Source organism: Streptomyces sp. R21 (assembly GCF_041051975.1).
Taxonomy (GTDB): domain Bacteria; phylum Actinomycetota; class Actinomycetes; order Streptomycetales; family Streptomycetaceae; genus Streptomyces.
This window is the reverse complement of the sequence record NZ_CP163435.1, coordinates 4284473-4310887: the sequence shown is the minus strand read 5'-3', so window position 1 is coordinate 4310887 and position 26415 is coordinate 4284473. Positions and strand designations below refer to the sequence as shown.

Here is a 26415-nt window from a genome sequence, read left to right as displayed (position 1 = left end):
CCTAAAGAGTTCGCAATGTCCGATTAGGTCTTGTCGGAGGCCTCAATTCCGGCTTAGCGTCCTTTGGGGGACACGGACGGGGTGGGTCCGGTCCGTAGGGGGGACACGTGGGGGGACCCGTGGCCAGGAGCGCCGGTGGCGTTCCGGTTGACGCAGACCGGGACGTTCCGGGCCTGATCGTGAAGTTCGGCGACTATCCGCTGCATCACGGCGGCGTGGGCGCCATCCGAAGCCTGGGTCGCCTGGGCATACCGATGTATGCAATCACCGAGGACCGCTACACGCCGGCCGCGGTCTCGCGCTATCTGCGGCGCGCCTTCGTCTGGCCGACGACGGGGACGGAGGCGCCGGAGCGGCTCGTGGAGGGGCTGCTGCGGATCGGGCGGCGCATCGGACGCCCGACGGTCCTCGTGCCGACGGACGAGGAGGCGGCCGTCCTGATCGCCGAGCACCAGGACGTGCTCGGCGACCGGTTCCTGTTCCCGAAGGTGGACGCCAAGCTGCCGCGCCGTCTCGCCAGCAAGCAGGGCCTGCACGAGCTGTGCGTGGAGCACGGCATACCCAGCCCGGCGGCCGCCTTCCCGCAGTCGTACGACGACATCGTGCGCTTCGCCAGGACGGCCCGCTTTCCGCTCGTCGCCAAGAACCGTGAGGCCTTCGTCCGCCGGAAACAGCCCGCGGTGAACGGGACGACGAGGATCGCGACGCGCGAGGGGCTGCTCACGCTCGCCCGTGACTGGGGCGAGCATCCGGGTGTGATCCTCCAGGAGTACCTGCCGAGGGAGGACGCCGAGGACTGGATCGTGCACGCGTACTTCGACGCGGACTCGACGCCGCTCGCGATGTTCACCGGTGTGAAGGTGCGTTCCTGGCCGCCGCACGCGGGAATGACCGCAAATGCATACGTCGTCGACAATCCGGAACTCGCGGACCTCGCGGCGCGTTTTATCAAGCAGATCGGCTTCAGCGGAATCATCGACCTCGACCTGCGCTTCGACCGGCGCGACGGGCAGTACAAGCTCCTTGACTTCAATCCGCGGATGGGCGCGCAGTTCCGGCTCTTCGAGAACGAGTCGGGGATCGACGTCGTCCGTGCCATGCATCTCGATCTGACCGGGCGCGCCGTTCCCGAGGGGGAACAGCGGGCCGGTCACCGCTACGTGGTGGAGAACATCGACCTGCCGGCCCTGCTCGCCTACCGGCGCAGTGGGTACACGACGCCGCACGCGCCCGCTCGCGCGAGCGGTACGGAGCTGGCGTGGCTCGCGGGTGACGACCTGCGGCCGTTCTTCACCATGCTGGCGCGCTTCGTGCGGCCCGGCGCGAAGCATCTGTATCAACTGTGGCGGACCAATCGTCGCGGCAGCATCACGACCAGTACGACGACCAGTACGACGACCAGCACGAGGCCCGGTGGCGTCGGCAAGGGCGACCAGTAAGGGCGAGAGGGAACGCACGACCGCGAAGTGGCGAAGTGGTGTCCTGGGGAGGGACTTCGTGATTCATCCGGTAGCAGTCATCGGTGCCGGGCCGTTCGGCCTGTCCACCGCAGCCCATTTGCGGGCGCGTGGCATTCCTGTGCGCGTCTTCGGTGAGCCGATGGTCAGTTGGCGTGACCACATGCCCGAGGGGATGCTGCTGAAATCGACTCCGGCCGCATCCAGCATCGACGCGCCGCAACGCGGCCACAATCTCGTCGACTACTGCGACGCGGCGGGCATACCGCGGCTCGTCACGGACGAGGACATCATTCCCGTCGAGACGTTCATCGGGTACGGGGAGTGGTTCCAGCAGAAGCTCGTGCCCGAGCTGGAGCGGGTGCGGGTCGTCTCCGTGGACCGCAAGAGCGGGCCAGGGGGCCAGGGGGGCCGGAGTGGCGGCGGCTTCGAAATCAAGCTGGACTCGGGGGAGTTGTTCACGGCCCGGGCGGTCGTGGTGGCCACCGGGCTGTCCGGGCTCGCGCATCTTCCCGTCGAGCTCAGGGGCGCGGCGGCCGACGGCCCCACCCCCACGGGCCCTGTCTCCCACAGCTCCCAGCACCACGACCTGAGCCGGTTCGCGGGCAAGGAGCTCGTGGTCGTCGGCGCGGGGCAGTCCGCGCTGGAGACGGCGGCCCTGGCCGCGGAGGCGGGCGCGCAGGTGCGGGTCGTCTCACGGGGCCGGGGCAGGGTCGCCTTCGGCGCGCCCCCTTGGGAGCAGCCGAAGCTGCGTCCCGAGTCGCCGTTCGGTCGCGCCTGGTCCCTGTGGGCGCTGAGCTACTACCCGCAGCCGTACCGGCATCTGCCCGCGGAGGCCCGCCACTACCTGGTCCGCCGGGTCCTGGGTCCGCTCGGTGCCTGGTGGTTGCGTGACCGCTTCGAGGGCAAGGTCGGCGTCCGCGAGGTCGCGCGGATCGTCCGTGCGGAGGCCCAGGACGCGCATCCGGTGCTCACCGTCCAGACGCTCGGCGGCCGTACCGAGGAGCTCTCCGCCGACCACGTCATAGCCGCGACCGGCTACCGCGTGGGCATCGCGGCGATGGACTTCCTCGGACACGAACTGCGTACCCAGCTGGCCGTGAGCAGGGGCACGCCGAAGCTCGGCGCGGGCTATCGATCCTCCGTACCGGGGCTGTACTTCACGGGATTGCCGGCGGCGGCTTCGTACGGCCCGGTCATGCGGTTCGTGTGCGGTACGGAGTTCGCGTCACCGCGGCTGGCGAAACACCTGGCGGCAGCGCACGGCTGAGGGGAGCGGACGAGCCGTTGACGGCGGCCGTCGACGGCTCGGGGGCGTGGCGTCCGGCCGCCGCGCCGTTGGCCGTCACGCCGCCCAGGTGGTTGTCCCGCGGCCCCGTGTCACTCCCCATCCTCCAGCGTCCAGGCCCCCGAGTCCCGCGGTGGAGCCGGGCGGACGTTCCACTGGGTGAGGTCGCCGTCGGCGTTCTCGTCGCCGGAGGGGAGGCGGCCTTGGGCGTCGGGTCTGAAGTAGAGGCCGTGGGCCCAGTATTCGGGGAGTTCGTGGCCCAGGAGGTCCTCGCCCATGGGCTGGAGCTCCTCGGCGGCGTACCGCTCGTTGATGCGGGCGACGGCCTCCGCCCGGGAGATCCCGAAGCGCTCCACGAGGACGTCGGCCATCTCGCGGAAGTAGTCGAGCCAGTCGGTGTCGAGGCGCAGGAGGAACTCCTCGGTCCGCGGGGCGCTTTCATAGGTCGCGGCGTGCTGCCAGGCCAGGAAGTCGGCGATCGACCCGGGTGGGTTGGCGGCCTCGGTGGCGGCCAACTCCCAGCCGGGGGCGTACATGTCGAAGACGACGATCGGAAGGGGGCGGCCGAGGATCCGCTCGATGTGGCCCGCGGAGTGCAGATGCCGGGCGAGGGAGATGCAGGCGCCGGAGAAGTGCAGGCCGAGGAGGTCGTCCTTGCCGTCGATCTCCTTCTGCTCGGCCTCGGGGAGGTCGTCGGGCAGCTCGAACTCGCCGTCGTATCCCTCGTACCAGAGCCCGAGTTGCTTCACCTCCTCGACGTAGAGGCGGCTGCCCTCCGAGTCCTCGGGCACGTTCCCGAGTGTCTCGAAGCCCTCCAGGAGCCAGTAGGCGTAGTTCCAGCGGGCCTCGCCCGGGTCCTCCGGCTGGGTCTCGCGTTCGTACTGGCTCTCGGTGTTGTAGCCGATGGCCACATAGGGGCGGCGGCAGTCGTCGTCGGTCCGCCAGATGCGGAAGGAGAGGACGTAGATCTCCGGCCTCAGCTCTTCGGGGAACCGCTCCAGGATTCCCACGGCGGTCCTGCGCAGATGCGCTTCGAAGAGGCTCATGTCTCTCTCCTGAATTTCCCGATGGGTCAACTTCCCGACTTCCCACAGGCGTTCGAGCCGGTGTCGCGTCATCATCCTGCTCCCGGCACGGCGGTGCGGTACCGGCCCGGCGAAGCGGAACCGGATCGGTATCGGGAAGCGGAACCGGATCGGTACGGCGAGGCGCGGGGCGCACGAGATACCGGACGTCGTCCGGTTCACGCAGGGCCGATGTGTCGTTCGATCCGTATTCTTCGGATCATGGCCGCTCCGACTGCATATTCACTTATCGCCACTGACCTGGACGGAACGCTGCTCCGCGGCGACGACACTCTCTCCGACCGGTCACGGGCCGTGCTGGCGCGGGTGGCCGGGGCGGGCGCACAGCATCTGGTGGTGACGGGACGCCCGGCGCCCAGAGTGCGACCGCTGCTGGAGGATCTCGGCAGCACGGGTCTCGCGGTGTGCGGGCAGGGGGCTCAGCTGTACGACGCCGGGGCGGACGAACTGCTCTGGTCGGTCACCCTGGACAGGGAGTTGGCGGAAACGGCACTCGGCAAGATCGAGGCGGAGGTCGGCCTGCTCTACGCGGCGGTGGACCAGGACGGCGTGGACGGGCTGACGCTCATCGAGCCCGGGTATCTGATGCCGCACCCCACGCTCCCCGCCGTGCGCGTGCACCGGCGCGACGACCTCTGGACGGAACCCATCAGCAAGGTGCTGCTGCGCCATCCGACCCTGTCCGACGACGAGTTGGCGTCGGCGGCCCGCACGGTGGTCGGTTCGCTGGCGACGGTCACCATGTCGGGCCCCGGCACCGTCGAACTTCAGCCATGTGGCGTGACCAAGGCGACGGGCCTTGCGCTGGCCGCCGCGCACCTGGGTCTGGAGGCCTCCGCCACGATCGCCTTCGGCGACATGCCCAACGACATCCCGATGTTCGACTGGGCCGCCCGCGGCGTCGCGATGGCCAACGCACACCCCGAACTCAAGGCCGTGGCCGACGAGGTGACGCTCTCGAACGAGGACGACGGGATCGCGGTCGTCCTCGAGCGACTGTTCTCCGGGCCACCGGCCCGGCAGGGTGCCCCGCTGCCGCGGTAGGTCGCGTCAGACCTGTTGCTCAGTAGGCCCCGTTGACGTTGTCGATCGACCCGTACATCGCGGCGGCGTAGTTGCACGCCGCCGTGATGTTGGCGACCGGGTCGTAGGGGTCCATCGAGGTGCCGGGCACGTGGTAGGCGCTGAAGGTGGGGTCGATCACCTGGAGGAGGCCCTTGGACGGGGTGCCGGCCGCGGCGTTCGAGTCCCAGTTGTTGGTGGCCAGGGGGTTGCCCGACGACTCACGCATGGCGTTGCGGTAGATACCGTCATAGGTGCCCGGTATGCCGGACTTTGCCATGATGTCCAGCGACTGCTTGATCCAGCCGTCGAGGTCGTTGGTGTACGTGGTGGCGGAGGCGGGGGTAGCCGTGAACGATTTGGCGGTCGTCCCAGTCGTTCCCGTTGTTCCCGTCGTTCCGGTCTTTGCCGTCGTCCCGGTCGTCCTCGTGCCCACCGTCAACGTGAGGCCCGGGTGGATCAGGGTCGGGTCGTCGCCGATGACCGCACGGTTGGCCTTGTAGAGGGCCTGCCAGCTGCCGTCCTTGGAGTGGTCGTGAGCGATCCCGGACAGGGTGTCGCCCGTGTGGACCTTGTACGTGACGAGCTGGATCTGCGGGAGATCGGCCTGCGCGGCCTTCGCGGCTTGTGCTGCCTGCGTGGCCTGCGTGGCCTGCGTCGGCTCGGCCGCGTGGGCGCCGGTCGCTCCCACGATCGGGAGTGCGAGTGCGGCTCCACTCGTTCCCGCGGCGACGAAGCCACGGGTGAGGGGGCTGGTCTTCGGACGGCGGTGCTTGCCTCGTGCGGCCATGACGCGTTCCTCTCCGCCGCCTGCGAGGTGAGCTGTCGGGTTCGGGCGGGAGGTGCCCGGTCGCGGAGTCGGCGCGACTTCACCCCGAGCCGTTCCGGAGTCCGGATCGGCGGCTTACCTGGGTCCCCCGCTCCTGCCGTGCGTGGGTGGGGTTCCGGGCGGTGGCAGGATTCGGCGGTCCGCTCGGATTGACGCGAACGTATGCGAGAGCACATGTCGGGAACAAGGTCCGATATCGCGGCGAACCCGATTTCACCTGCAGAGATGAAGGGAGAAATTGTCCGATTGGCTCGGAATGTGATTCTCAACTTGCCTTCCGCGAAGGGGAAGTCACCGAGTGATGCGGAAGGTGCACTCGTCCGAACGTGACTCAATTCACGCGATCAAGCATGAACAAGGCGGAGCAAGGTGCATAACTTGGGCATTACGGTTCGACCGGCTTGGACCCCTCGACCGTCTTCGACCCCTCGACCGTCCCGGACCCCTCGATCGTCCAGACGCCGGAGTCCCTGGGCGGAGCCGGCCGTACCTCCCACACGGAGAGGTCCGTGTCCGGGTCGTCGTCGGGCAGCCGCCCGGCGTTGGGCTTGAAGTAGAGCCCGTACCCCCAGTACTCGGGAAGCTCGTGGCACATCAGATCGGGATACGGCTCGAACTCCCGCCCCCTGTAAGCCTTGTTGATCCTCGCCACGGCCTCCGCCCGTGAGATCCCGAACCGCGTGACCATCTCGTCGGCCATCTCACGGAAGTACGCGAGCATCCCCTCGTCGAGGCGCATCAGGAATTCCCCAGTCCTGGGCATTGCTCTCGAGCCCCCAAATCCCCTGCGCGCGCGTTCCGTCCGGCTCGTCGGCCCCGGCGCGTCAGCCCGCCGTACGCGGAATTGTCCTCTCCCACGTCCGGTGGAACACCACCTCGTCCCCGTCCTTGCAGATCACCTCGTTCGAGGTGAGGAAGTTCTCGGCGTCGCAGGTGATGTCGGAGCGGGTCTCCACCCGTGCGTCCCAGCCCAGTTCGGGGCGGTGCAGGCGGATCGACCAGGTCGAGTGGGTGCGGGCGGACAGGGGGTCGGACTCGTTGATCGTGTACGTCTCCACGGCGTCCTCGGTGAATTCGAGGCCGTCGGGGTAGACGCGGGTGCCGCCGTAGCGGGGGTCGACCTCCAGGCGCCATTCGCCCTTTGCGACGTCGCGGATGACCAGGCGTTCCGGACGGGGCTCGTCCAGGGTGGCCGGGAACACGACACCGAGCGGCTCGGACTGCTCCGGTTCGTCAAAGGTGATCGGCTTCGATTCCTCCGAAGAAGGCGCCGACTCCCGTACGCGTACGGGCAGTTCGAGCGCGCTCCCCGCCGGGTCCAGCGTGAACCCAGCCTCGGAGCCCGGCTGCGGCCAGATCCAGGGCCAGTACGCGGAGGAGACCGCGAGCCGGATGCGGTGGCCGGGCGGGAACGCGTGGCCGATGCCGTTCAGTTCGAAGGTGACCTCCTCCGTGGTGCCCGGCGTCCACGGAATCGCCCGGTCGCGGCCGTGCCGGGCCGAGAAGTTGAGGACGCCCCGGGTGACGAGGGTCGACGCGCCGTCCGGCGACACGTCGCACAACCGCGCCACCACCTGGCCCCGGCCCAGGGGAGCGCCGGAGGTGAGCCGCAGCCGCACGCGTGGCCGCCCGAGCACCCAGGTCTCCTCCGGCACCTCGAACTCGAAGCACGCCGACCGGGCGTCCTCCTCCCGCTGGTCCGGCGGCAGGTCCGCGTCGTTGCCGAAGGGGAAGAAGCGGCCCGCGTCCAGGCCGGTGTGCTGGGGGGAGCGCACGAGGACCGGGGCGCCCTGGAGCGTGTACGAGAGGGGGGTGACGGAGCGCGAGGGCCAGGTGTCGTCGCCCACCCAGCGGCCGGGCAGTACGTCGTAGACCGTCGCCGGAGGGTGCGAGTCGCTGACGTACGAGCGCAGCAGCGGTTCCGCCATGACCCCCGTGTCGGTGCCGCGGAGCCAGTGGTCCCACCAGCGCAGCGTCTCCTGGAGGAAGCCGATCGCCGGTCCGGGCGGCAGGCCGCGGTCCGGGTACTGGTGCGACCAGGGGCCGATCAGGCCGCGTACGCGGTCCGGCGGCAGGTTCTCGATCAGGCGCAGCACGGTGTCGCGGTACGGGTCGTGCCAGCCGCCCACCGCGAGGACGGCCGCCTGGATCGCGCCGTAGTCCTCGCAGACGCTCCCGTGCCGCCAGTACGCGTCCCTGGTCTGGTGTTCGAGCCAGGTGTGGAGGTACGGGTCCACCGCCTCCAGCCGTTTCAGCCACAGCTCGCGCCACATCAGCTCACCGGCGTACGCGGGGTCCGGCGGGCGGGCGACGAAGGCGAGCATGGTGGCCGCCCACGCGTGCATGTCGACGGCGAGGACGGAACCTCCCATGTAGTGCACGTCGTTGTCATAGCGGTCGTCCGTGGAGCAGACCGTGACGACCGCCTTGAGCGGCTCGGGCGCGAGGGCCGCGAGCTGGAGGGAGTTGAAGCCGCCCCAGGAGATGCCGAACATGCCGACCCGGCCGTCGCACCAGGGCTGCGCCGCCAGCCAGTCGATCACCTCCACCCCGTCGGCCAGCTCGGTCGGGGAGTACTCGTCGGTCGGCAGGCCCTCCGAGTTGCCGTGCCCGCGCACGTCCACGCGCACGGATGCGTACCCGTGACCGGCGTACCAGGGATGACGCTGCCAGTCGCGGGGAGCCGTCCAGTCCGTGAGGCGGTACGGGAGGTATTCGAGGAGCGCCGGGACGGGCTCGTCGGTCAGCGGGCGCCAGACGCGGGCGTACAGCCGTGTGCCGTCCGACAGCGGGATGCGGACGTCGTCGTGCGCCGTCTCGTAGGGGAAGGACGTACGGATGCGCGGGCTCATGACGGTCACCTCAGTGGAACTCATGAGAGCTGCCTCAGTGGACGGGGTGCATCGTGCGGCGCAGCCAGGGCGCGAGGGCGATCACGGCCAGGCCGGCGGCCACGGCGATCGCGCCGTTGACGCCGAAGTACGCCGGCTTGGAGACGTCGTCGTAGAGCTTCACGGTCTGGGCCTGGATGCCGTTGGCGAGGGCCAGGGACAGGAACCAGAGGGACATGGTCTGGCTGGAGAAGGCGACCGGGGCGAGCTTGGTGGTCGCGGACATGCCCGAGGTCTCCAGCAGGATGTCGCCGAGGCCCAGCAGCAGGTAGGAGCCGACGATCCACCAGGCCGACATCAGGTAGTCGTCGCTCGGGTGGCCGCTGGTCGGCAGGACCATCAGGAGGAAGGAGAGGCCGCCGAGGATCACGCCGATCGCGATCTTGTTGGAGGCGTGCGGCTGGCGGTGGCCCATCCGGACCCAGAGCGCGGCCACGAAGGGCGCGAGACCGACCTCGAAGGCGCCGAGCGCGGAGGCGTACCAGCTCGCCGGGAAGTCGAAGCCGAGGATCGTCGTCTCGGCGTTCGACGCGGCGAGCAGCATCATCGTCGAGTACGCCTGGAAGAGGATGAAGTTGAAGACGGTCGAGGCGAGGAAGAGGACGACGTACGGCCGCAGCCGGCCCCGCTCCTCGGCGCTCACCCGGTCGCTGCGGAACATGACCGCGAAGTAGACCACCGGGGCGATCACCGAGACGAGGGTGAGCAGGTCGACGAAACGGCCCATGGTCAGCCACCCGCCGGCCGCCAGGAGCACCGCGAGGACGGCCGCGGCGAGCAGCCCGAGGACGATGCGGCGCACCGCGCGGCGCATCGCGCCCGGGGGGAGTGCGAACTGGGCCGCGTGGGTGCGCCCGGCCAGGTGACGTCGGCCCGTGACGTACTGGATCAGGCCGAACGTCATGCCGATCGCGGCCGCCGAGAATCCCCAGTGCCAGCCCTTGTGGTCGCCGAGCCAGCCGGTGATCAGCGGGCCCGCGAACGCGCCGATGTTGATCGCCATGTAGTAGAGCGCGAAACCGGCGTCGCGGCGGTCGTCGTCCGTGCGGTAGAGCTTGCCGACCATGGTGGCGACATTGGGCTTGAGCAGGCCGGTTCCCGCGCTGATCAGGCCGAGGCCCGTCCAGGTCATGGCGGCCGTCGGCACCGCCATGGAGTAGTGGCCGCAGGCGATCAGGATGCCGCCCCACAGGACCGCGCGGTACGAGCCGAGCATGCGGTCGGCGAGCCAGCCGCCGGCGACGGACACCAGGTAGACGAGCGTTCCGTACGCCGCCGAGACCGACGCGGCGGTGCCCGCGGCCATGCCCATGCCGCCGTGGGCGACGGTGTCCGCGAAGAAGAGGACCAGGATCGCCTGCATCCCGAGGAACGAGAAGCGCTCCCAGACCTCCAGGCCCGAGAGCGTCAGCAGGCCCCTGGGCTGGCCGAAGAAGGCGTGGTCGTCGCCCGCCGGCGGGGGGCTCTCGGGCTCGGTTTCGACGGCGCTTCGGGACACGCGGGCCTGCTTTCAGGTAAGTCGACGAATATCCGGTCGTATCACCTGATGGGGAACATACCGCCCGTGATCCGATACCGCCCGGCCTGGAAGGGCGGGCGCTCGTGGTGATCGAAACGTGACCGGATACGCTGACTTGAGTGATGGCAGCGACACATCGACAAACCGTGTCATCGACCGAATGATCGACCGAGTTCGCCAATCGACCGAGTTCGCCGTGTGATCGTCAGCAGACAGGAGTACCTCACGTGACCGTCGTCGGGCCGTTCGGGCTGAGCGTGCGGGACCAGGCTCTCGAAGCCGATGTCCAGGCCGGATTGGCGGCTGTCGAGGAGGGTTTGCTCGAAGCCACCAAGAGCGAGGTCCCCTTCATCACGGAAGCCGCCCAGCATCTCGTGCGCGCGGGCGGGAAGCGGTTCCGTCCGCTTCTCGTGATGCTCGCCGCGCAGTTCGGTGATCCCTACGCGCCGGGTGTCGTGCCCTCGGCCGTGGTCGTCGAGCTGACCCATCTCGCCACGCTGTACCACGACGACGTGATGGACGAGGCGGACGTACGGCGCGGGGTGCAGAGCGCCAACCAGCGCTGGGGCAACTCGGTCGCCGTCCTCACGGGTGACTTCCTCTTCGCGCGCGCCTCCTACATCCTGGCCGACCTCGGTCCCGAGGCCGTCCGCATCCAGGCCGAGGCGTTCGAGCGGCTGGTCACCGGGCAGATCCTGGAGACCGCGGGGCCGCGCGACGGACGCGACCCGGTCGACCACTACCTCGACGTTCTCGGCGGTAAGACCGGTTCGCTGGTCGCCGTGGCCTGCCGGTTCGGCGCGATGATGTCGGGCGCCGACGAGACGGTCGTGGACGTGCTCACGCAGTACGGCGAGCGGCTCGGCGTCGCCTTCCAGCTCGCGGACGACGTGCTGGACATCGCCTCCGACTCGCACGAGTCCGGCAAGACGCCGGGCACCGACCTGCGCGAGGGCATTCCCACGCTGCCGGTGCTGCGGCTGCGCGAGCGCATGGAGAGGCTGGGGCTGGCCGAGGACATCGCGCTGTGCGAGCTGCTGGACTCCGACCTGACGGACGACGCCCGGCACGCCGAGGCGCTCTCCCGGCTGCGGGTCCACCCCGCGCTGGACCAGGCGCGCCTGGACACCGTGCGGTACGCGGAGGAGGCGCGGGCCGCGCTGGCGCCGCTGCCGGAGTGTGATGCGAAGGCCTCGCTGATCGAGCTGTGCGACGCCGTGGTGCATCGGGCGGGGTAGTTCGGTTCGCCGAAGGGCCGAATCCGCCATGGCCGGCCCTGTCGTGACCCACGTCACACTCTTGGATTGAGTCCAAGCTGAGATCGGTTCCGTACTCATGCACAGAAGCTGACGCAGGGGGCGTCGGCTGAGCTACGGGGAGAAAACAGAATCATGGGACGTAAGAGCCTGATCCTGACCGCCGCCGGTATCGCCGCCGCGGCCGGTGTCGCCGCCGCCGTCGTCCCGGCGGTGGCCGACAGCGGCAGCCACGGCGCCGGGCACTCCGGGCACGGCGACCGGACCATCGCCGTACAGAGCGGAGTCCTCGGCGGCAGTGGCACCATCCTCGCCACCAGCCTGCGCGGTGCCAACGAGGTGCCCGTGCAGGGTGGCCCCGCCGTCGGCGACAAGAACGGCGCGGCGCTGGAGTTCATCAAGGTCAAGGGCGACAAGGTGTCCGTCGCCGTGACCTGGCGCGGCACCGGCAGGCCGACCATGCTCCATATCCACCAGGGCGCCAAGGGCACCAACGGCGGCGTCAAGGTCGACTTCACCAAGCTGCTCGGCAACATCAAGCACCACAGCGTCACCGGCACCGTGAAGGTCGAGGACGCCGCCCTGCTCGACCAGTTGAAGAACGACCCGGGTGCGTTCTACGCCAATCTGCACACCACCGAGTTCCCGGGTGGCGCCGTCCGCGGCCAGCTCCACAAGGTCACCGGCACCTTCGACTTCCGCCACGCCCTGAACAACTTCCAGGCGTCGGTGGTCAAGGGGCAGCAGATCTACGAGTGCAAGGCCGTCGAGGGCGGCGGCTACGCGTTCGCCCAGCGGGACGTCAGCGCACGGCTCGGCGGCGGCATCGCACACTCGTTCACCGCGCCCAACTCCGGTACGCCGCAGTGGGTCGCGCGGGACGGCAGCGCGGTCACCGGCGCGCTGATCTCCAAGACCCCCAACGGCGACAAGAACATCGCCGAGCTGGACCTCAAGGCCACCCGGTCCGGCAAGCACCACGGGCTGCTGGCCCATACGCAGGAGATCCTGCGCCTCAACACCGTGGGCGGCGTGGCGCCGGCCGGGTCCTGCTCGCCGGGCACGATCGTGGGCGTGCCCTACCAGGCCGACTACGTGTTCGTGCAGCGCTGACCGGCTGACACGGACCTGATACGGCGGCGGTGTCCCCCCGAACCCCTACGGGTTGGGGGAGGCACCGCCTCTCCGTGTCATACCGCAGCAGTACGCGGAGTTGATCCCGGGGTCTGACGCTTCCCTTCGGCCGATTTGGTCAGATGGAAAGCACCACTCCTCACCGATTCGGGTGAGAATGGCGGCTCAGGGGTGGACGAGTGCAGGGGACGGTTGGCCGCCGCCGACGACGGAGGTAAGGCACACATGGCACCGTACGAATCCGATGACACGTCGGTCGAAGAGGCCGAGGACGTGCGCGCGGGGCGGCGGAAGGCGGCGCGCTACGTCGTCCCTGCCGCGGTGGTGGGAGTGGCGGCGGTGACCATCGGGCTGGTCCCGGCCCTCGCCGACTCCGGCGACCCCGACCTGCCGAAGATCAGCGCACAGCAACTCGTCGAGAAGATCGCCAAGTCGGACGTCCAGCAGCTGTCCGGCACGGTGAAGATCAGCACCGACCTGGGCCTGCCCGACTTCGGCGGCCTGGTGAGCGGCTTCGCGTCCGGTGCGGCCCAGGGTGACGGCGGTTCGTCCGCCGACCCGCAGTCCAAGCTCCTCGAACTGGCCTCCGGCACGCACACGCTGCGCGTCGCGGCTGACGGCCCGGACAAGGGCAAGGTCTCGCTGCTGGACAAGGCCGCCGAGTACAGCGTCATCCACAACGGCGACCAGGTGTGGGCCTACGACAGCAAGTCGAACGAGGTGTACCACGCGACCGCGCCGAAGTCCGACGGTACGAAGAAGGCGACCCCCAAGGGCGACGACGTTCCGGCCACGCCCAAGGAACTCGCCGACGAGGCGCTGAAGTCGGTCGACGACACGACGTCCGTGAAGGTCGACGGCACGGCGCATGTCGCCGGGCGCGACGCGTACCGGCTGGTCGTCAAGCCGAAGCAGTCCGGCACCACGGTCGGCGCGATCACCATCGCGGTGGACGCGAAGACCGGGGTACCGCTGAAGTTCACGCTCACCCCGGCGAGCGGCGGCGCGGCCGTCGTGGACGCGGGCTTCACCCAGGTCAGCTTCTCCAAGCCGGCCGCGTCGACCTTCGACTTCACCCCGCCGAAGGGCGCGAAGGTCACGGAGGCCGACGAGAAGGGTGACGGGAAGGCCGACGGCAGGACGCTCCCGAAGGGCACCGAGCACTTCGGCAAGGGCCTGGACAGGGGAGGCAAGGGCGCCAAGGGCGACAACGGCCTCGGCGGCGAGGGCCTGGACGGCCTGAACGTGATCGGCAAGGGCTGGAACTCCATCGCCTCCTTCGACACCGGCGGCGAGGGCATGCCGTCCGGGGCCGCTGGTGGCAGGGGCAGCGGCAACAGCGACGTCGACGGATTCCTGAACTCCCTCGGCGACCACGTCACCGGCAAGTTCGGCTCGGGCACGGTCTTCTCGACCCGCCTGGTCAACGCGCTGATGACGGACGACGGCAAGGTGTACGTGGGTGCGGTCACCAAGGGCGCGCTGGTGAAGGCGGCCAACGCGGCGCAGTAGGCCACGTAGGTACGCGACGAGTCCTGTGCGGGCACGACAAGTCGCCTACGCACAGGACGAGTCGATCGGAGACTGAGGGAGCCCATGGAGGAACTGTCCGTCGCGGAGCCCGACCCGAAGGGCGGCACGGTGATCGCCACGCGCGCGCTCACCAAGCGCTACCGCGGCGGACAGCTGGCCGTCGACGGCCTGGACCTGACCGTCCCGGAGGGTAGCGTCTTCGGCTTCCTCGGCCCCAACGGCTCCGGCAAGACCACCACCATCCGCATGCTGATGGGCCTGATCGAGCCGACCTCGGGCACGGCGCGGGTCCTGGGGCGTCCGATGCCCCGCTCCTCCCGCGCCGTGCTCCCGCAGGTCGGCGCCCTCATCGAGGGCCCGGCCCTCTACGGCTTCCTCTCCGGGCGCGACAACCTCCTGCGCTACGACGCCGCGGACCCGGTCGCCGACCCGCGCACCCGGCGTACGCGCGTGGCGGCCGCACTCGACCGGGTCGGCCTGACGGCGGCCGCCGGGAAGAAGGCGAAGGCGTACTCGCTGGGCATGAAGCAGCGGCTCGGGCTCGCGGCCGCGCTGCTCCAGCCCCGCCGCCTGCTGGTCCTGGACGAGCCGACCAACGGTCTGGACCCGCAGGGCATGCGTGAGATCCGGGCCCTGATAAGGGAGTTGGCGTCCGACGGCACGACCGTCTTCCTCTCCTCCCATCTCCTCGACGAGATCGAGCAGGTGTGCACGCACGCGGCCGTGATGGCGCAGGGGCGGCTGATCACGCAGGGAGCGGTGGCGGACCTCGCCGCGGGTGCGCGGGGCCGGCTCGTCGTGACCACCCCGGACATGACGGACGCGGCGCGCGTACTGAAGGAGCAGGGGGTCGGCGACCTGGTCGTGACGGACACCGGAGTGACCGGCGAACCCCCGGACCAGGACCGCGAACTCGCCGAGCTGAACGCCGCGTTGGTGACGGCGGGCGTCCGGGTGCGCGGCTTCGGGGTCGAACGGGCCTCGCTGGAGGACGCGTTCGTGGCGCTGACGGGGGAGGGGTTCGATGTCGCAGGCTGAGGAGACGGCCGCGCCCGTCGTGGCGGTTCGTGCGCCGAGTCCGCTGTGGACCTTCGGCCTGTTGCGCAGCGAGCTCGTCACCACCTTCCGGCGCTGGCGGACGATCGCGCTGCTCGCCGTCCTGGCGGCCGTGCCGATCCTCGTCGGCATCGCGATCAAGATCGAGACGGGCGACGGCTCGGCGCCCGGCGGCGGAGGCGGCGAGGGACCCGCGTTCATCGCGCAGATCACCAACAACGGCCTGTTCCTGGTGTTCACGGCACTCGCCGCGACCCTCCCGTTCTTCCTGCCGATGGCGATCGGCGTCATCGCGGGCGACGCGATAGCGGGCGAGGCGAACGCGGGAACCTTGCGCTATCTGCTCGTCGCGCCGGCGGGCCGTACCCGCCTGCTCCTCACCAAGTACGCGACCACGATGGCGTTCTGCCTGGTCGCGACGCTCGTCGTGGCGGTCTCGGCGCTCGCCGTGGGCGCGCTGCTGTTCCCCCTCGGCGAGCTGACGACCATCTCCGGGACGCGGATCAGCTTTGCCGACGGGCTCGCGCGGGCGCTGTTCATCGCGCTCCTCGTGGCCGCGTCACTGATCGGCGTCGCCGCGCTCGGCCTGTTCATCTCCACGCTCACGAACAGCGGCATCGCGGCGATGGCGACGACGGTCGGGCTGCTCATCACGGTTCAGATCCTCGACCAGATCCCGCAACTGCACGCGCTCCAGCCGTACTTCTTCTCGCACTACTGGCTGTCCTTCGCCGACGTGATGCGCGACCCGGTGTACTGGGACGACATCGTCCGCAACCTCGGCCTGCAGGGGCTGTACGCGGCGGTGTTCGGCTCGGCGGCGTGGGCGCGGTTCACGACGAAGGACGTCACGACGTAGCGGTCGCCTGCTCGACGTCCTCGTAGGGGAATCGGGCGAGCGGCGGATCCTGCGCGAAGAACGTCTTCGCGCGTACCAGGGCCGCCTCGTCCTTGAGTACGTCACCGGGCTTGCTGCCGTTGCCCAGCAGGACCCCGCCGAAGTGCATGCCCAGGTACGCCGCCGAGTGGTTGAGGGTGCCGATCAGCGGCCCGGCGACCTCTTCCTCCTCGTGCGCGAGGGCGGTGACGCCCCACAGCCGACGTCCCGCCATGGTGGCCTTGAAGTCGACGCCCGGGGTGCGCAGCCAGCCCGACCAGTGGTCCAGGTAGCGCTTGGTGTGGGCGGAGACCGAGTACCAGTACAGCGGTGACGCGATCACGATGTCCGTCGCGGCGAGCGTCGCGTCCAGCAGGAGGCCGACGTTGCCGTCCCGCGGCCGTACGTGATCCGCGTCGTGCCGCAGATCCTCGAAGTCGGGCAGCGGATGCTCGGCGAGGCTCAGCCAGCGCTGCTCGACGTCCGAGGGCAGTTGCTCGGCCGCCCTGCGGGCCAGCGACTCGGTGTTGCCGGCGGGGCGGCTGCTGCCGAGAAGGAAGAGAAAGCTGCGGCTCATGGGGACCCCCGGGTGTGCGGCGTGCGGTGGCTATATGCGCACACAATATATGCATGCGCATCTGACTGTCCAGGGGTGGGGTCCGTGCTCGACGAGCGGGCTCCGCGCCCGGCTTTCCGGTCTGCGCCGCTCCACCGCCCCGGAAAGCGCTTTAGCACTGCCTCAGCAGTCCCACACCGCGCCATCACCACGCCATCAGCACGCCCTCAGCAGGCCTTAAGAAGCGCACGGTCCTCTGAGAGGCACCAGAGGCGGGCGGCGCGCTCGGGCTCGGAGGGAGAGGTCGCTGTGCGGGACGTTGAGCAGGTCTTCCGGGATGCTGTGCGTGACACGCCGTTGCGACGGGTCCGCTGCCGCTACCGGGGTGGCACGGTCCCGTTCGGTCTGAAGATGGAGGCCCACGGAAGCTCCGGCTCGGTCAAGGACCGCACCGCCGTCGGCCTGCTCCGGCAACTGCACCAGGAGCGGCCCCTGGTCCCCGGAACGGTGGTCGTCGAGTCCACCTCCGGGAACCTCGGGCTGGCGATGGCGCGGATCCTCCCGGAGATCGGCTGTGAGTTCCTGGCCGTCGTCGACTTGAAGACCCCGGGGCCCACCATGCGCGCCCTGCGCGACATGGGTGCCCGCCTGGTGGTCGTGGACGAGCCGGACGGCCGGGGCGGATACCTGCTCAGCCGCCTGGAGACGGTGCGCAGGCTGTGCGCCGAGAACCCCGGCTACCGCTGGACGAACCAGTACGAGAACCCGGCCGGTCCGCGGATGCACTCCCGGACCACCGGCCCGGAGATCGTCGCCCAGGCCGGGCCCGAGCTGAGTGCGGTGTACGCGCCGGTGTCGACCGGCGGGACCTTCGCGGGGATCTCCGCCCATCTGCGCGACGCGCGCCCCGACGTGGCTAGGGTCGCCGTGGACGTGACCGGGTCGGCCGCGCTGTACGGCGACCCCGGGCAGCGGCGGATCCCCGGTATCGGCGCGAGCCGACCGTCGCTGTTCATCACACCGGGCGACTACGACCGGGCGGTGCTGGTCGAGGACGCCGAGGCCATGGCCGTATGCCGGATCCTGCACGAGGACCTCGGCCTCGCCGTCGGCGGCTCCAGCGGCTGCACGGTGCGCGCCCTGCTCGCGGACCACGAGGGCCCCGACGGCGGGCTGTCGGTGTGCCTCGCCGCCGACGGCGGTGAGAAGTACCGGGAGACGATCTACTCCGACGAGTGGACGGTGGCACAGGGCATCCACGAGGACGTCCTGCGCGCCGTCAAGCAACTCCGTTACGAGGGGCTGTCGTTCACCTGGGCGCGGAGCGCCTGATGGCCCAAGAGCGCACTCCCCTGCGCGACTTCATGCCGATCCTGCAAGGAGCCGCGCTCGTCGAGTGGACCGGCACCGGGCTGTTCCTGGCCGTGTCCACGGTGTACTTCGTCAAGGTGGTCGGGCTCAGCCCCGCCTCCGTCGGCACCGGTCTCACCCTCGCCGGCGCGGTGGCCATGGGCGCGGCCCTGCTGGTGGCCCGCCTCGCCGCGGCGTACGGGCCGCGCCGGCTGCTGGTCGGCGTCAACCTGGCCCGCGCGGTGGCCACCCTGGCCTACCTCCGGGTCGACAGCTGGAGCAGCTTCCTGCTGGTCGCCGCCCTCACCGCGATCACCGACCAGTCCGCGCCGCCGCTGATCCAGGCGTACGTGGGCGCCCGCGTCCGGCAGGATCTGCGCACCCGGGTGATGGCCCTTCAGCGCACCGTGGTCAACGTGGGGATCAGCCTGGGCGGGCTGATCGCCGGCGTCACGCTCGGCTCCGACACCAGAGCCTCGTTCCGCTGGCTGCTGATCGGCGGCGCCGTCGCCTACGTACTCGTCGCGGTGGTCTTCGCGGCGGCACGCGGGGAGGGCGGTGTCCGGCGCGAGACCGGCGCGCTGCGTCCGCTGCTGCGGGAGCGCCGACTGCGGAACCTGTGGGCCTTCGGCGTGGTGATGGCCCTGTGGACGCCGATCCTCAACCTGGCGTTCCCGCTGTGGCTGCTCACCCGCACCGACGTGCCGCAGCGGATGGTCGGAGTGCTCTACGCGGTCAACACCGTGGCCTGCATCGCGCTGCAGTACCCGATGAACCGCTTCGCCCGCACGATCGGGAGCGCCTGGCGGTCCTACGCCGCCGCGGCCGTGCTCCTCGCGCTCACCTGTGTGGCCTTCGCCGTCGCGCCCTCCTTCCACGGGGCCGCCGTCCCGGTCTCGTTCACCGTCGCCGTACTGCTGCTGACCGCCGCGGAACTGCTCCAGGTGGGCGCCTCGTGGACGCTCTCCTACGAACTGGCCCCCGCCGCCTCGCGCAGCGCCTTCCTGGTGCTGTTCGGCATGGGCCGGACGGCGGGCACCCGGGTGGCCGGACCGCTGCTGATGACCGGCGTGGTGCTGGCCTCCGGCGCTGCGGGCTGGATCGCGCTCGCCGCGGCCTTCCTGCTCAGCGGGCTCTATCCGCTCTCTGCCCTGCGCGCCCTGCGGGGAAGCGACGACGCGACCGCGCCGGACGAATCCCGATCCGACGACCCGCCGGTCATGGACGGCGAGGCCGTCGCGCGCGGCAAGACCGTCTCCGCCGCCTAGGTCCATCGGAAGCCCCCAGCCCATCCTCAGGAGGACTGCCCCCGTGTATGAGCAGGACTATCCACAGACCCCGTTCCGCTATCTGACCAGGGCCGACGTCATCGAAGCCGCCCAGGGCGTGGACATCGTGGACGCGGTGGAGCACGCCCTCGTCCTGCACTCCCAGGGCGGCACCGAACTCCCGCCGGAGGCCTACCTGGGCTGGACCACCCCGGCCGGCTCGGCGGCGCGGCTGCTGGCGATGCCCGGCGCGCTGTGGGACGCCGGGCGCCCGGTGGTCGGCCTGAAGACCATCAACGCCAGCCTCGACAACCCCGCGCGGGGCATCCCCCGTTCGCAGGGCTTCACGCTGCTCCTCGACCCCGACACCGCACGGCCGACGGCGCTGATGGAGGCCGCCTTCGTCAGCGCGATGCGCACGGCCGCGGTCACCGCCCTCGCCGTGAGGGAGTTGGGGGTGCAGCGGCCGGGGGCGCTCGCCCTGCTCGGCTGCGGCGAACTGGCGCGTGCGCACGCCTGGCTGCTGGCCACGCGGGTGCCCTCGCTGGAACGGGTGGTGCTGTACGACGAGATGCCGGTCCGGGCCAAGGCGCTGGCCGAGCAGCTCACCGCGCTGCCCGCCTTCGCCGGGGTGAGCGTCACGGTCGCCGACAGCCCGCGTTCCTGTGTCGCCGAGGCCGAGATCGTGGTGCCGGTGACCACGGTCACCGAGGGGTATCTGGAGCCCGAGTGGCTGCGGCCGGGAGCTCTCGTCGCCCACGTCTCGCTGGACGACCTCACCGAGCGGGCGGTGCTCGCCGCCGATCTGCTGGTGGTGGACGACTGGGGTCTTGTGAGTGACGACCCGCGCCGTCTGCTGGGCAGGATGCACCGGTCCGGCACGCTGCTCGGCCCGGACGGCGAGCCCCGCGACGGGGTCACCGCGCGACCGGGGGCCCGGCGGGTCGACGGCACGCTGGGGGACATCCTGACCGGCCGTCACCCGGGCCGGTCCGACGCCCGCGACATCGTCGTCAGCAACCCCTTCGGCATGGCGGTCCTCGACGTCGCCGTCGCCGACCGGATCCACGCCCGCGCGGAGGAGGCCGGCATCGGCCGCACGCTCACCCTGTGACACCGACGGACCACGCACACCACTGACGAACCCCACACGGACCCCGCGCCGACCGTTGTGCGCGAAGGAGAGGATGGCCATGCCCACGCACCAGGACGTGCGCGAGATCAACCGCACCATGTGGTCGTACGGCGAGTACTGGCGCGTCGCCGACCTGCTGCGGCCCGGCGCGGAGGACCTGGTCGAGCGTCTCGCCCCCGGCCCCGGAACCCGGCACCTCGACGTCGCCACCGGCAACGGGAACGTCGCGCTGCTCAGCGCCGGACGCGGGGCGCGGGTGACCGGCCTGGACCTGACCGACGAGTTCTTCCCCGACGCCCGTGAGCGCGCCCGCAGCGCCGGAGTCGAGCTGGAACTGGTGCGCGGTGACGCCGAGGAACTGCCGTACCCGGACGCCTCCTTCGACCTGGTGACCTCCACGTACGGCATCCAGTTCGCCCCGCACCACGACGCCGCGGCGGGCGGCATGGACCGCGTGCTGCGCCCCGGGGGCCGGATCGGCATGTGCAACTGGACCAGCCGCAGCTGGACCGCGCACTTCCAGGAGATCCTCTCCTCCTACTTCCCCACCCCGACGGGCCACCAGGGCCAGCCCATGCTCTGGGGCGACGAGGGTTACCTGGCGGACCTGTTCGGCCCCGGCTTCACGTTCCGCACCGAACGGCGCAACCTGTGGTACCCGTTCGCCGAGGCGGAGGAGCTGGTGGCCTTCTTCGAGTCCTGCTTCGGCCCCTGCATCGCGGCGAAGAACACCATCTCGCCGGCCTCCCGCTGGGCCGAACTGCGCGCCGAACTGGTCGAGATGACCGAGAGCTTCGTGACCACGGACGAGCGCGGCACCGGCGTACCGGTGGAGTACCTGCTCGTGATCGCGCAGAAGCGGGAGCGGTGATGGACCAGGTCTACGGAAGCCTGCCGATCGCTCCCGAGGAGCGGGCCCGCGCGGCCCGTGCGGCACTGCACCGCACCGAGGACTACGACCGGAGCGGCACCGTCCTGGACCGGGTGGACCGGCACGCGGCCGCCCGGCCCGACGACGCCGCGCTGGTCCACGAGGGGTCGACGGTCAGCTACCGCGAGCTGGCCGCCGAGGTACAGCGAGCCGCGGCCGGGCTGGCCGCGGCGGGCGTGCGGGGCGGTGGGACCGTCGCGGTGGGCGGGCGGCGCGGCGGCGAGGTGGTCACGGCCTTCCTCGCGCTCGAACTCCTCGGCGCGGTCTACCTCCCGGTGGACGCCGCCTGGCCCGCCGCCAGGGTCGAACAGGTGCTGGTCGACAGCGGCGCCGTGCTGCTCGTCACCACCGGGGGCGCGCAGGACGCAGAGAACGGGCAGTACGCGACGTCGCTGCGCAAGGGTGCCGCCGCGGCCGACTGCCCGCACCGGCCGTACGAGACCCTGCTGTCCGCGGGGGAGCCGGCCGTGGACGGCACCGTCTCCGGGCCCGCCGCGCCGGCTCGTCGCGCCGACCCCGAGGAGGTGCGCTATCTCCTCTACACCTCCGGCTCCACCGGCCGCCCCAAGGGCGCGCTGATCGAACAGCAGGGCATGCTCAACCACCTCTGGGCCAAGGTGCAGGATCTCCGGCTGAGCCCGGACGACCGGGTGGCGCAGACCGCCCCGCTCGGCTTCGACATCTCGGTCTGGCAGATGCTGACCCCGCTGCTGATCGGCGGATGCGTGCAGTTCTTCTCCGACGAGGAGGCCCAGGACGGCGCCGCCCTGCTGGACGCGGTGCTGCGGCGCGGGACCACCGTCCTGGAGACCGTGCCGACGCTGGTCCGGTTCCTGCTCGACGCGGCCGACACCGGTGGCTCCCGTCGCGGCTTCGGCGCACTGCGCTGGATGATCGCCACCGGCGAGGAGCTGCCTCCGGCGCTCGCCCGGCGCTGGCTGACCCGGCACCCGGGGATCGGCCTGCTCAACGCCTACGGCCCGACCGAGTGCTCCGACGACGTGACGCACGCGGAGCTGACGCTGGGTCATCTGAGCGTCGACGGCAAGGAAGTGGCACATCTGCCGATCGGGGGACCGGTCGGCAACGTCAGCCTGTACGTGCTGCGGCGCGGCGCGGACGGCTGGCTGGCCTGCTCGCGCGGCGAACCGGGCGAGCTGTTCGTCGGCGGCGTGTCCGTCGGCCGGGGATACCTGGGCGATCCCGAGCGCACGGCCGCCGCGTTCTTCGCGGACCCGTTCGCGGACGCCGGGGGCCGCCTGTACCGCACGGGCGACGCGGTGCGGGTGCTGCCGAGCGGGGAGCTCACCTACCTGGGCCGGGTGGACCGGCAGGTCAAGCTCGGCGGGGTGCGCATGGAACTCGCCGAGATCGAGGCGGTGTTGACGAGTCATCCGACCGTGGCCGCCGGCGCCGTGACGGTGGTCCGCGCGGCCCCGCAGGCGGCGCTGGTCGCCCGGGAGAGCGCGCACGCCCTGGCGCCCGCCGAGCCGGACCGGCTGGTGGCCTACGTCGCCCCGGCCCCCGGCGCCTCCTGCGACCGGCAGGAGCTGCTCGACCACCTCGCCGCCCGGCTGCCCGGTCCGATGGTGCCGAGCACGGTCGTCGAGCTGTCCGCCCTTCCGCTCACCCGGAACGGAAAGATCGACTACGCGGCCCTGCCCGCCCCGCCGAGGCGCGAGCGTCCGGCCGGGCTCCGGCTCGACCCGCCGGTCGGCCCCGCGGAGGAGGGCATCGCCCGGATCGTCGCGGAGCTGCTCGGACTCGACTCGGTCGGCCGCCGGGACCGCTTCCTGGCGCTGGGCGGCGACTCCCTGATGGCCATGCGGCTGGTCGCCCGACTGCGCAGGCTCGGCTCCCGGGCCACCCTGCGCGAGGTACTGCTGGACGGCAGCCCGGCGGCACTGGCCGGGTACGGCTGGCAGACTCCCACCGAGGCGCCGTCGGCTTCCCTGCACACCAGCTCCTTCGAAGGAGAACGCAGCAGGCCGCTCACCCCCCAGCAGGCCGGCGTCTACTTCCACTGGCGGCTGGACCCGGAGAGCCCGTACTACAGCTACCAGGGATCGCTGCTGATCGAGGGGCCGCTCGACACCGACCGCCTGACCCGCGCCTGGGGGCTGCTGCTGCGCGAGAACCCGCTGCTGCTGGCCCGCTTCACGGAGCAGGACGGGAAGCCGGAGCACAGCTACCCCCACTGGGAGGTGCCGCTTCCGCCGGTGGAGACCTGGGCCGACCCGGCGGCCTACCGCGAGCTGGCGTTCGACGAGGCCGCCCGCCCCTTCCGGCTGACCGAGGAGCCCTCCGTACGGCTCCGGCTGTTCCGCATGGGCGAGTTCGAGCACCGCCTGCTGGTGACCATGCACGAGATCCTGATCGACGGCTGGGGCGCGACCGTCCTGTTCCAGCGACTGGCCGAGCTGTACGGCGCGGCGGCCGACCCGGAGGCCGAGCCCGGACCGGAGCACACGGCCCGCTACGACCGCTACCTCGACTGGCACGAGGAGCGGCTGGCCGCACCCGAAACCGCCGAGGCGGGGAAGTACTGGCAGTCCCGGCTGTCCGGTCCGCTCCCGGTGCTCGACATCGCCCGACAGCCGCGTCCGAGCCGGCCCGACTACCGGGGCGGCATCGTCGAGGCGGTGCTGGACCGGCGTACGGCGACCGCCCTGCGGGAGGCCGCGGCCGACGCGGGCGGCACGCCGTTCGTCCACCTGCTGGCCGCCTACGCGCTCGCGCTGACCTACTACGGCGACGCCGAGGAGGTCGTGATCGGGGCACCGATGGCCAACCGGGAGCACCCCGAGCAGGCCGATGTGCCCGCCTTCCTGCTCTCCATGCTGCCGCTGCGGATCACCGTGCCGGCCGACCTCCGCCTGGGCGACTTCGTGGCCATGGTGCGGGACCTGGTGCTGGAGGGCTTCGCCGCGGCCGAGCATCCGCTGGGCTGGACACTGCGCGGGCTGGCCGGCACGGCCCGCAGCGGTGCCGCGACACCGGTCTTCCAGACCATGCTCAACATGCTCGCCTACCCCAGCCGGGAGACCGCGTCCGACGGGGTGTCCTTCCGCTTCGTCGAGCTGGACACCCGCTTCACCAAGTACGACTGCGCGCTCTACGCCCAGCCGCACGGCCACGGCGAGCTGCTGCTGCAGTTCGCCCACCAGCTGCAACTGCTGGACACCGGCGCCGCCGAAGCCGTACTGGCGAGCACCCTGCGTGCCCTGCACGCGCTGATCGACGCCCCTGGCACGGCGATCCGCGACCTGAACCTGCTCCCCGGGGCCGAGCCGTCCCCGACCCACACCGGAGGACACAGCTGATGCTGGACCAGTACGTCACCCCCAGTCCCGCCACCGCCCGTGCGGCCACGGCCGCGGAGACCCTGCTCGCCCTGTTCGCCGCCCAAGTGCGCGCCAGGCCCGGCCAGATCGCTCTGCAACACGGCGAAACCGCCCTCGACTACCGGCAGTTGGACGACTGGAGCAGCGCTCTCGCCGCCCGGCTCAACGAACGGGGCGTCGGCCCCGGGAGCCTGGTCGCCCTCGCCGCCGACCGAGGCGTCGGCGCCGTGGCCGGTGTGCTCGCGGTGCTGAAAGCGGGCGCCGGCTACGTCGGCCTCGACCCGTCCATCCCCGCACGGCGCCAGCGCCGCATCGTGGAGGAGACCCGGCCCGACGCCGTACTCGCCGAACCGGGGCTGGACCAGTTCCCCACGCTGGACGCGCCCCGGGTGCCGCTCATCCGCACCGACGACACCCCCTCGCCCGGCGCGCCGGAGGTGGCGCCGAGCCCGGCCGGGGACCCGGACCGGCTCTTCCACGTCGTCTACACCTCGGGCACCACAGGCGACCCCAAGGGCGTACGGATCAGCTGCCGTTCGGTGCTGAACCGGCTGGAGTGGATGTGGCGGGAGTACCCGTTCCCCGAGGGGTCCGTGCTGGCCGTGCAGAAGGCCCTGTCGCTGGTCGCCTCGCCCTGGGAGCTGCTCGGCGGTCTGCTGGCGGGCGTGCCCTCGGTCGTGCTCCCGCGCGAGGAGGTCCTCGACCCGCAGCTCTTCGCACAGGCCGTGCAGCGCCACCGGATCACCCACCTCTTCCTGACACCGCACCTGATCAACGGCCTGCTCGACGGCACGGAACGCATCGACGGCGCGGACGGCAGCGGCGGCGCCGCCGAGCACCGGCCGGTGCTGGTCACCAGCGGTGCGGACGCCCTGCCCGTGGCCACCGTGCTGCGCTTCCGTACGGCGTTCCCCGGCACCCTGCTGCTCAACCTGTACGGGATGACCGAGACCGCCTCCAACATCGCGGCCTACGACACCTCCGCGCTCGCCGAGGACGCCCAGCGGGTGCCCGTCGGCAGGCCCGTGGCCGGTGCGGTGATCAGCGTCCGGGACCGTCTGTCGCGGCCGCTGCCCCCGGGCGTCACGGGCGAGGTCTGGGTCTCCGGCACCCCACTGGCACTGGGCTACGTCGGCGGCCACGACTCGGACCGCTTCGTCACCGACACGGACGGCAGCGTGCGCTACCGCACCGGCGACCGGGGCCGGGTGCTGACGAGCGGCGATCTGGAGATCACCGGCCGGACCGACAACCAGGTCAAGATCCGCGGCTACCGGGTCGAGCTGGAGGAGATCGAGGCGACCCTCCGTAAATCCCCCGCGGTCTCCGACGCCGGGGTGCTGGTCCTCGGCGCGGCGGACGACCCGCAGCTCATCGGCTGTGTCACCGCCGTGCAGGAGGCCGACCCCGCCGCGCTGCGCGCCTTCCTGCGCGACCGGCTGCCCGACTACATGCTGCCCGCCAGGATCGTGGTCGTGCCGTCCCTGCCCACGGCCGGCAACGGCAAGGTGGACCGGGCGGCGCTGGCGACCCTGGCCGAGCGCGCGGCCGAGGGGGTCCGTGAGCAGTTCGAGGCGGCCGACGACACCGAGCAGGCCGTCGCCGACCTGTGGCAGCAGTTGCTCGGTGCCGCGCCGGCGTCCCGCGAGGACAACTTCTTCGACTGCGGAGGGCACTCGCTGCTCGCCATCCGGCTGGCCAACCGGCTGGAGCGGGACTTCCAGCGGGGGATCACGCTGCGCCAGGTCCTCGAATCCCCCACCCTGGCGGGCCTGATCGCGCTGTGCCGCGCCTGATGCCTCGCCCACGTCCGTCGTCGGCCACCTGATTCGACCGTTCGAAGG

The 26415-nt window shown here is 71.2% G+C and carries 20 protein-coding genes and 1 riboswitch; of the genes, 14 read left to right on the top strand and 6 right to left on the bottom strand.

Annotation, left to right across the window (positions count from 1 at the left end):
* The first annotated feature begins 107 nt into the window (after positions 1-107).
* Entirely contained in the window at positions 108-1439 is a 1332-nt protein-coding gene (locus AB5J56_RS19220; RefSeq protein WP_369233959.1) for an ATP-grasp domain-containing protein, read from the top strand.
* 58 nt (positions 1440-1497) lie between these two features.
* Positions 1498-2727 carry an FAD-dependent oxidoreductase gene (locus AB5J56_RS19215; protein WP_369233958.1) on the top strand — a complete coding sequence of 410 codons (1230 nt, stop codon included), beginning with the start codon at positions 1498-1500 and terminating at the stop codon, positions 2725-2727.
* Positions 2728-2837: 110 nt separating this feature from the next.
* Here AB5J56_RS19215 and AB5J56_RS19210 read toward each other — a convergent pair whose 3' ends face one another.
* Positions 2838-3791, bottom strand: coding sequence for a hypothetical protein (locus AB5J56_RS19210; protein ID WP_369233957.1), 954 nt, complete (start codon positions 3789-3791; stop codon positions 2838-2840).
* Between the two features lie 240 nt (positions 3792-4031).
* Here AB5J56_RS19210 and AB5J56_RS19205 point away from each other — a divergent pair, with 240 nt between their 5' ends.
* On the top strand, positions 4032-4874 hold the full coding sequence (locus AB5J56_RS19205) for an HAD family hydrolase (RefSeq protein ID WP_369233956.1): 843 nt from the start codon (positions 4032-4034) through the stop codon (positions 4872-4874).
* A 19-nt stretch (positions 4875-4893) separates the two neighbouring features.
* Here the strand turns inward: AB5J56_RS19205 and AB5J56_RS19200 are convergent, their stop codons facing one another.
* The 4 genes from AB5J56_RS19200 to AB5J56_RS19185 form a co-directional block, all read right to left on the bottom strand.
* Positions 4894-5682, bottom strand: coding sequence for a transglycosylase SLT domain-containing protein (locus AB5J56_RS19200; RefSeq protein WP_369233955.1), 789 nt, complete (start codon positions 5680-5682; stop codon positions 4894-4896).
* A 4-nt stretch (positions 5683-5686) separates the two neighbouring features.
* Positions 5687-5853, bottom strand: a riboswitch (cyclic di-AMP (ydaO/yuaA leader).
* A gap of 253 nt (positions 5854-6106) precedes the next feature.
* On the bottom strand, positions 6107-6460 hold the full coding sequence (locus AB5J56_RS19195) for a hypothetical protein (RefSeq protein WP_369233954.1): 354 nt from the start codon (positions 6458-6460) through the stop codon (positions 6107-6109).
* A gap of 85 nt (positions 6461-6545) precedes the next feature.
* A complete protein-coding gene (locus tag AB5J56_RS19190) occupies positions 6546-8573 on the bottom strand; it encodes a CocE/NonD family hydrolase (protein WP_369242646.1) in 2028 nt (675 codons plus the stop codon).
* Positions 8574-8607: 34 nt separating this feature from the next.
* Positions 8608-10110: a peptide MFS transporter gene (locus AB5J56_RS19185; protein ID WP_369233953.1), complete on the bottom strand. Its 1503-nt coding sequence runs from the start codon at positions 10108-10110 to the stop codon at positions 8608-8610.
* A 248-nt stretch (positions 10111-10358) separates the two neighbouring features.
* Between AB5J56_RS19185 and AB5J56_RS19180 the strand changes: the two genes are divergently transcribed.
* The 5 genes from AB5J56_RS19180 (at position 10359) to AB5J56_RS19160 (ending at position 15969) form a co-directional block, all read left to right on the top strand.
* Complete coding sequence (locus tag AB5J56_RS19180) at positions 10359-11369, top strand: polyprenyl synthetase family protein (protein ID WP_369233952.1); 1011 nt, start codon at positions 10359-10361, stop codon at positions 11367-11369.
* A 153-nt stretch (positions 11370-11522) separates the two neighbouring features.
* Positions 11523-12500 carry a CHRD domain-containing protein gene (locus AB5J56_RS19175; RefSeq protein WP_369233951.1) on the top strand — a complete coding sequence of 326 codons (978 nt, stop codon included), beginning with the start codon at positions 11523-11525 and terminating at the stop codon, positions 12498-12500.
* A 246-nt stretch (positions 12501-12746) separates the two neighbouring features.
* Positions 12747-14033 (top strand): outer membrane lipoprotein carrier protein LolA, encoded by a 1287-nt coding sequence (locus AB5J56_RS19170; RefSeq protein WP_369233950.1) that lies wholly within the window; start codon positions 12747-12749, stop codon positions 14031-14033.
* A gap of 84 nt (positions 14034-14117) precedes the next feature.
* On the top strand, positions 14118-15092 hold the full coding sequence (locus tag AB5J56_RS19165) for an ABC transporter ATP-binding protein (RefSeq protein WP_369233949.1): 975 nt from the start codon (positions 14118-14120) through the stop codon (positions 15090-15092).
* Positions 15079-15969, top strand: a complete 891-nt coding sequence (locus AB5J56_RS19160) for an ABC transporter permease (protein ID WP_369233948.1) — start codon at positions 15079-15081, stop codon at positions 15967-15969. Before AB5J56_RS19165 ends, AB5J56_RS19160 begins: the two co-directional genes overlap by 14 nt.
* Here the strand turns inward: AB5J56_RS19160 and AB5J56_RS19155 are convergent.
* Positions 15959-16564: a flavodoxin family protein gene (locus AB5J56_RS19155; RefSeq protein ID WP_369233947.1), complete on the bottom strand. Its 606-nt coding sequence runs from the start codon at positions 16562-16564 to the stop codon at positions 15959-15961. The genes AB5J56_RS19160 and AB5J56_RS19155 overlap by 11 nt on opposite strands.
* Positions 16565-16852: 288 nt before the next feature.
* On the opposite strand from AB5J56_RS19155, the gene AB5J56_RS19150 reads away from it, so the two are divergent.
* The 6 genes from AB5J56_RS19150 (at position 16853) to AB5J56_RS19125 (ending at position 26367) form a co-directional block, all read left to right on the top strand.
* Positions 16853-17875 (top strand): pyridoxal-phosphate dependent enzyme, encoded by a 1023-nt coding sequence (locus AB5J56_RS19150; protein ID WP_369233946.1) that lies wholly within the window; start codon positions 16853-16855, stop codon positions 17873-17875.
* The gene (locus tag AB5J56_RS19145) at positions 17875-19161 is read left to right on the top strand and encodes an MFS transporter (RefSeq protein WP_369233945.1); all 1287 of its coding nucleotides are present in this window, start codon (positions 17875-17877) and stop codon (positions 19159-19161) included. Before AB5J56_RS19150 ends, AB5J56_RS19145 begins: the two co-directional genes overlap by 1 nt.
* A 43-nt stretch (positions 19162-19204) precedes the next feature.
* Positions 19205-20275: an ornithine cyclodeaminase family protein gene (locus AB5J56_RS19140; protein WP_369233944.1), complete on the top strand. Its 1071-nt coding sequence runs from the start codon at positions 19205-19207 to the stop codon at positions 20273-20275.
* A 79-nt stretch (positions 20276-20354) separates the two neighbouring features.
* Positions 20355-21167 (top strand): class I SAM-dependent methyltransferase, encoded by an 813-nt coding sequence (locus AB5J56_RS19135; protein ID WP_369233943.1) that lies wholly within the window; start codon positions 20355-20357, stop codon positions 21165-21167.
* Positions 21167-24550, top strand: a complete 3384-nt coding sequence (locus tag AB5J56_RS19130) for an amino acid adenylation domain-containing protein (protein ID WP_369233942.1) — start codon at positions 21167-21169, stop codon at positions 24548-24550. Before AB5J56_RS19135 ends, AB5J56_RS19130 begins: the two co-directional genes overlap by 1 nt.
* The gene (locus AB5J56_RS19125; protein WP_369233941.1) at positions 24550-26367 is read left to right on the top strand and encodes an amino acid adenylation domain-containing protein; all 1818 of its coding nucleotides are present in this window, start codon (positions 24550-24552) and stop codon (positions 26365-26367) included. Before AB5J56_RS19130 ends, AB5J56_RS19125 begins: the two co-directional genes overlap by 1 nt.
* Positions 26368-26415 lie beyond the last annotated feature (48 nt).

What these genes read in the sequence shown, in the direction of transcription:
- AB5J56_RS19155 (WP_369233947.1), bottom strand. Translation starts at nt 16,564, where the DNA reads ATGAGCCGCAGCTTTCTCTTCCTTCTCGGCAGCAGCCGCCCCGCCGGC.
- AB5J56_RS19170 (WP_369233950.1), top strand. Translation starts at nt 12,747, where the DNA reads ATGGCACCGTACGAATCCGATGACACGTCGGTCGAAGAGGCCGAGGAC.
- AB5J56_RS19130 (WP_369233942.1), top strand. Translation starts at nt 21,167, where the DNA reads ATGGACCAGGTCTACGGAAGCCTGCCGATCGCTCCCGAGGAGCGGGCC.
- AB5J56_RS19165 (WP_369233949.1), top strand. Translation starts at nt 14,118, where the DNA reads ATGGAGGAACTGTCCGTCGCGGAGCCCGACCCGAAGGGCGGCACGGTG.
- AB5J56_RS19125 (WP_369233941.1), top strand. Translation starts at nt 24,550, where the DNA reads ATGCTGGACCAGTACGTCACCCCCAGTCCCGCCACCGCCCGTGCGGCC.
- AB5J56_RS19205 (WP_369233956.1), top strand. Translation starts at nt 4,032, where the DNA reads ATGGCCGCTCCGACTGCATATTCACTTATCGCCACTGACCTGGACGGA.
- AB5J56_RS19135 (WP_369233943.1), top strand. Translation starts at nt 20,355, where the DNA reads ATGCCCACGCACCAGGACGTGCGCGAGATCAACCGCACCATGTGGTCG.
- AB5J56_RS19195 (WP_369233954.1), bottom strand. Translation starts at nt 6,460, where the DNA reads ATGCGCCTCGACGAGGGGATGCTCGCGTACTTCCGTGAGATGGCCGAC.
- AB5J56_RS19145 (WP_369233945.1), top strand. Translation starts at nt 17,875, where the DNA reads ATGGCCCAAGAGCGCACTCCCCTGCGCGACTTCATGCCGATCCTGCAA.
- AB5J56_RS19190 (WP_369242646.1), bottom strand. Translation starts at nt 8,573, where the DNA reads ATGAGCCCGCGCATCCGTACGTCCTTCCCCTACGAGACGGCGCACGAC.
- AB5J56_RS19160 (WP_369233948.1), top strand. Translation starts at nt 15,079, where the DNA reads ATGTCGCAGGCTGAGGAGACGGCCGCGCCCGTCGTGGCGGTTCGTGCG.
- AB5J56_RS19210 (WP_369233957.1), bottom strand. Translation starts at nt 3,791, where the DNA reads ATGAGCCTCTTCGAAGCGCATCTGCGCAGGACCGCCGTGGGAATCCTG.
- AB5J56_RS19200 (WP_369233955.1), bottom strand. Translation starts at nt 5,682, where the DNA reads ATGGCCGCACGAGGCAAGCACCGCCGTCCGAAGACCAGCCCCCTCACC.
- AB5J56_RS19175 (WP_369233951.1), top strand. Translation starts at nt 11,523, where the DNA reads ATGGGACGTAAGAGCCTGATCCTGACCGCCGCCGGTATCGCCGCCGCG.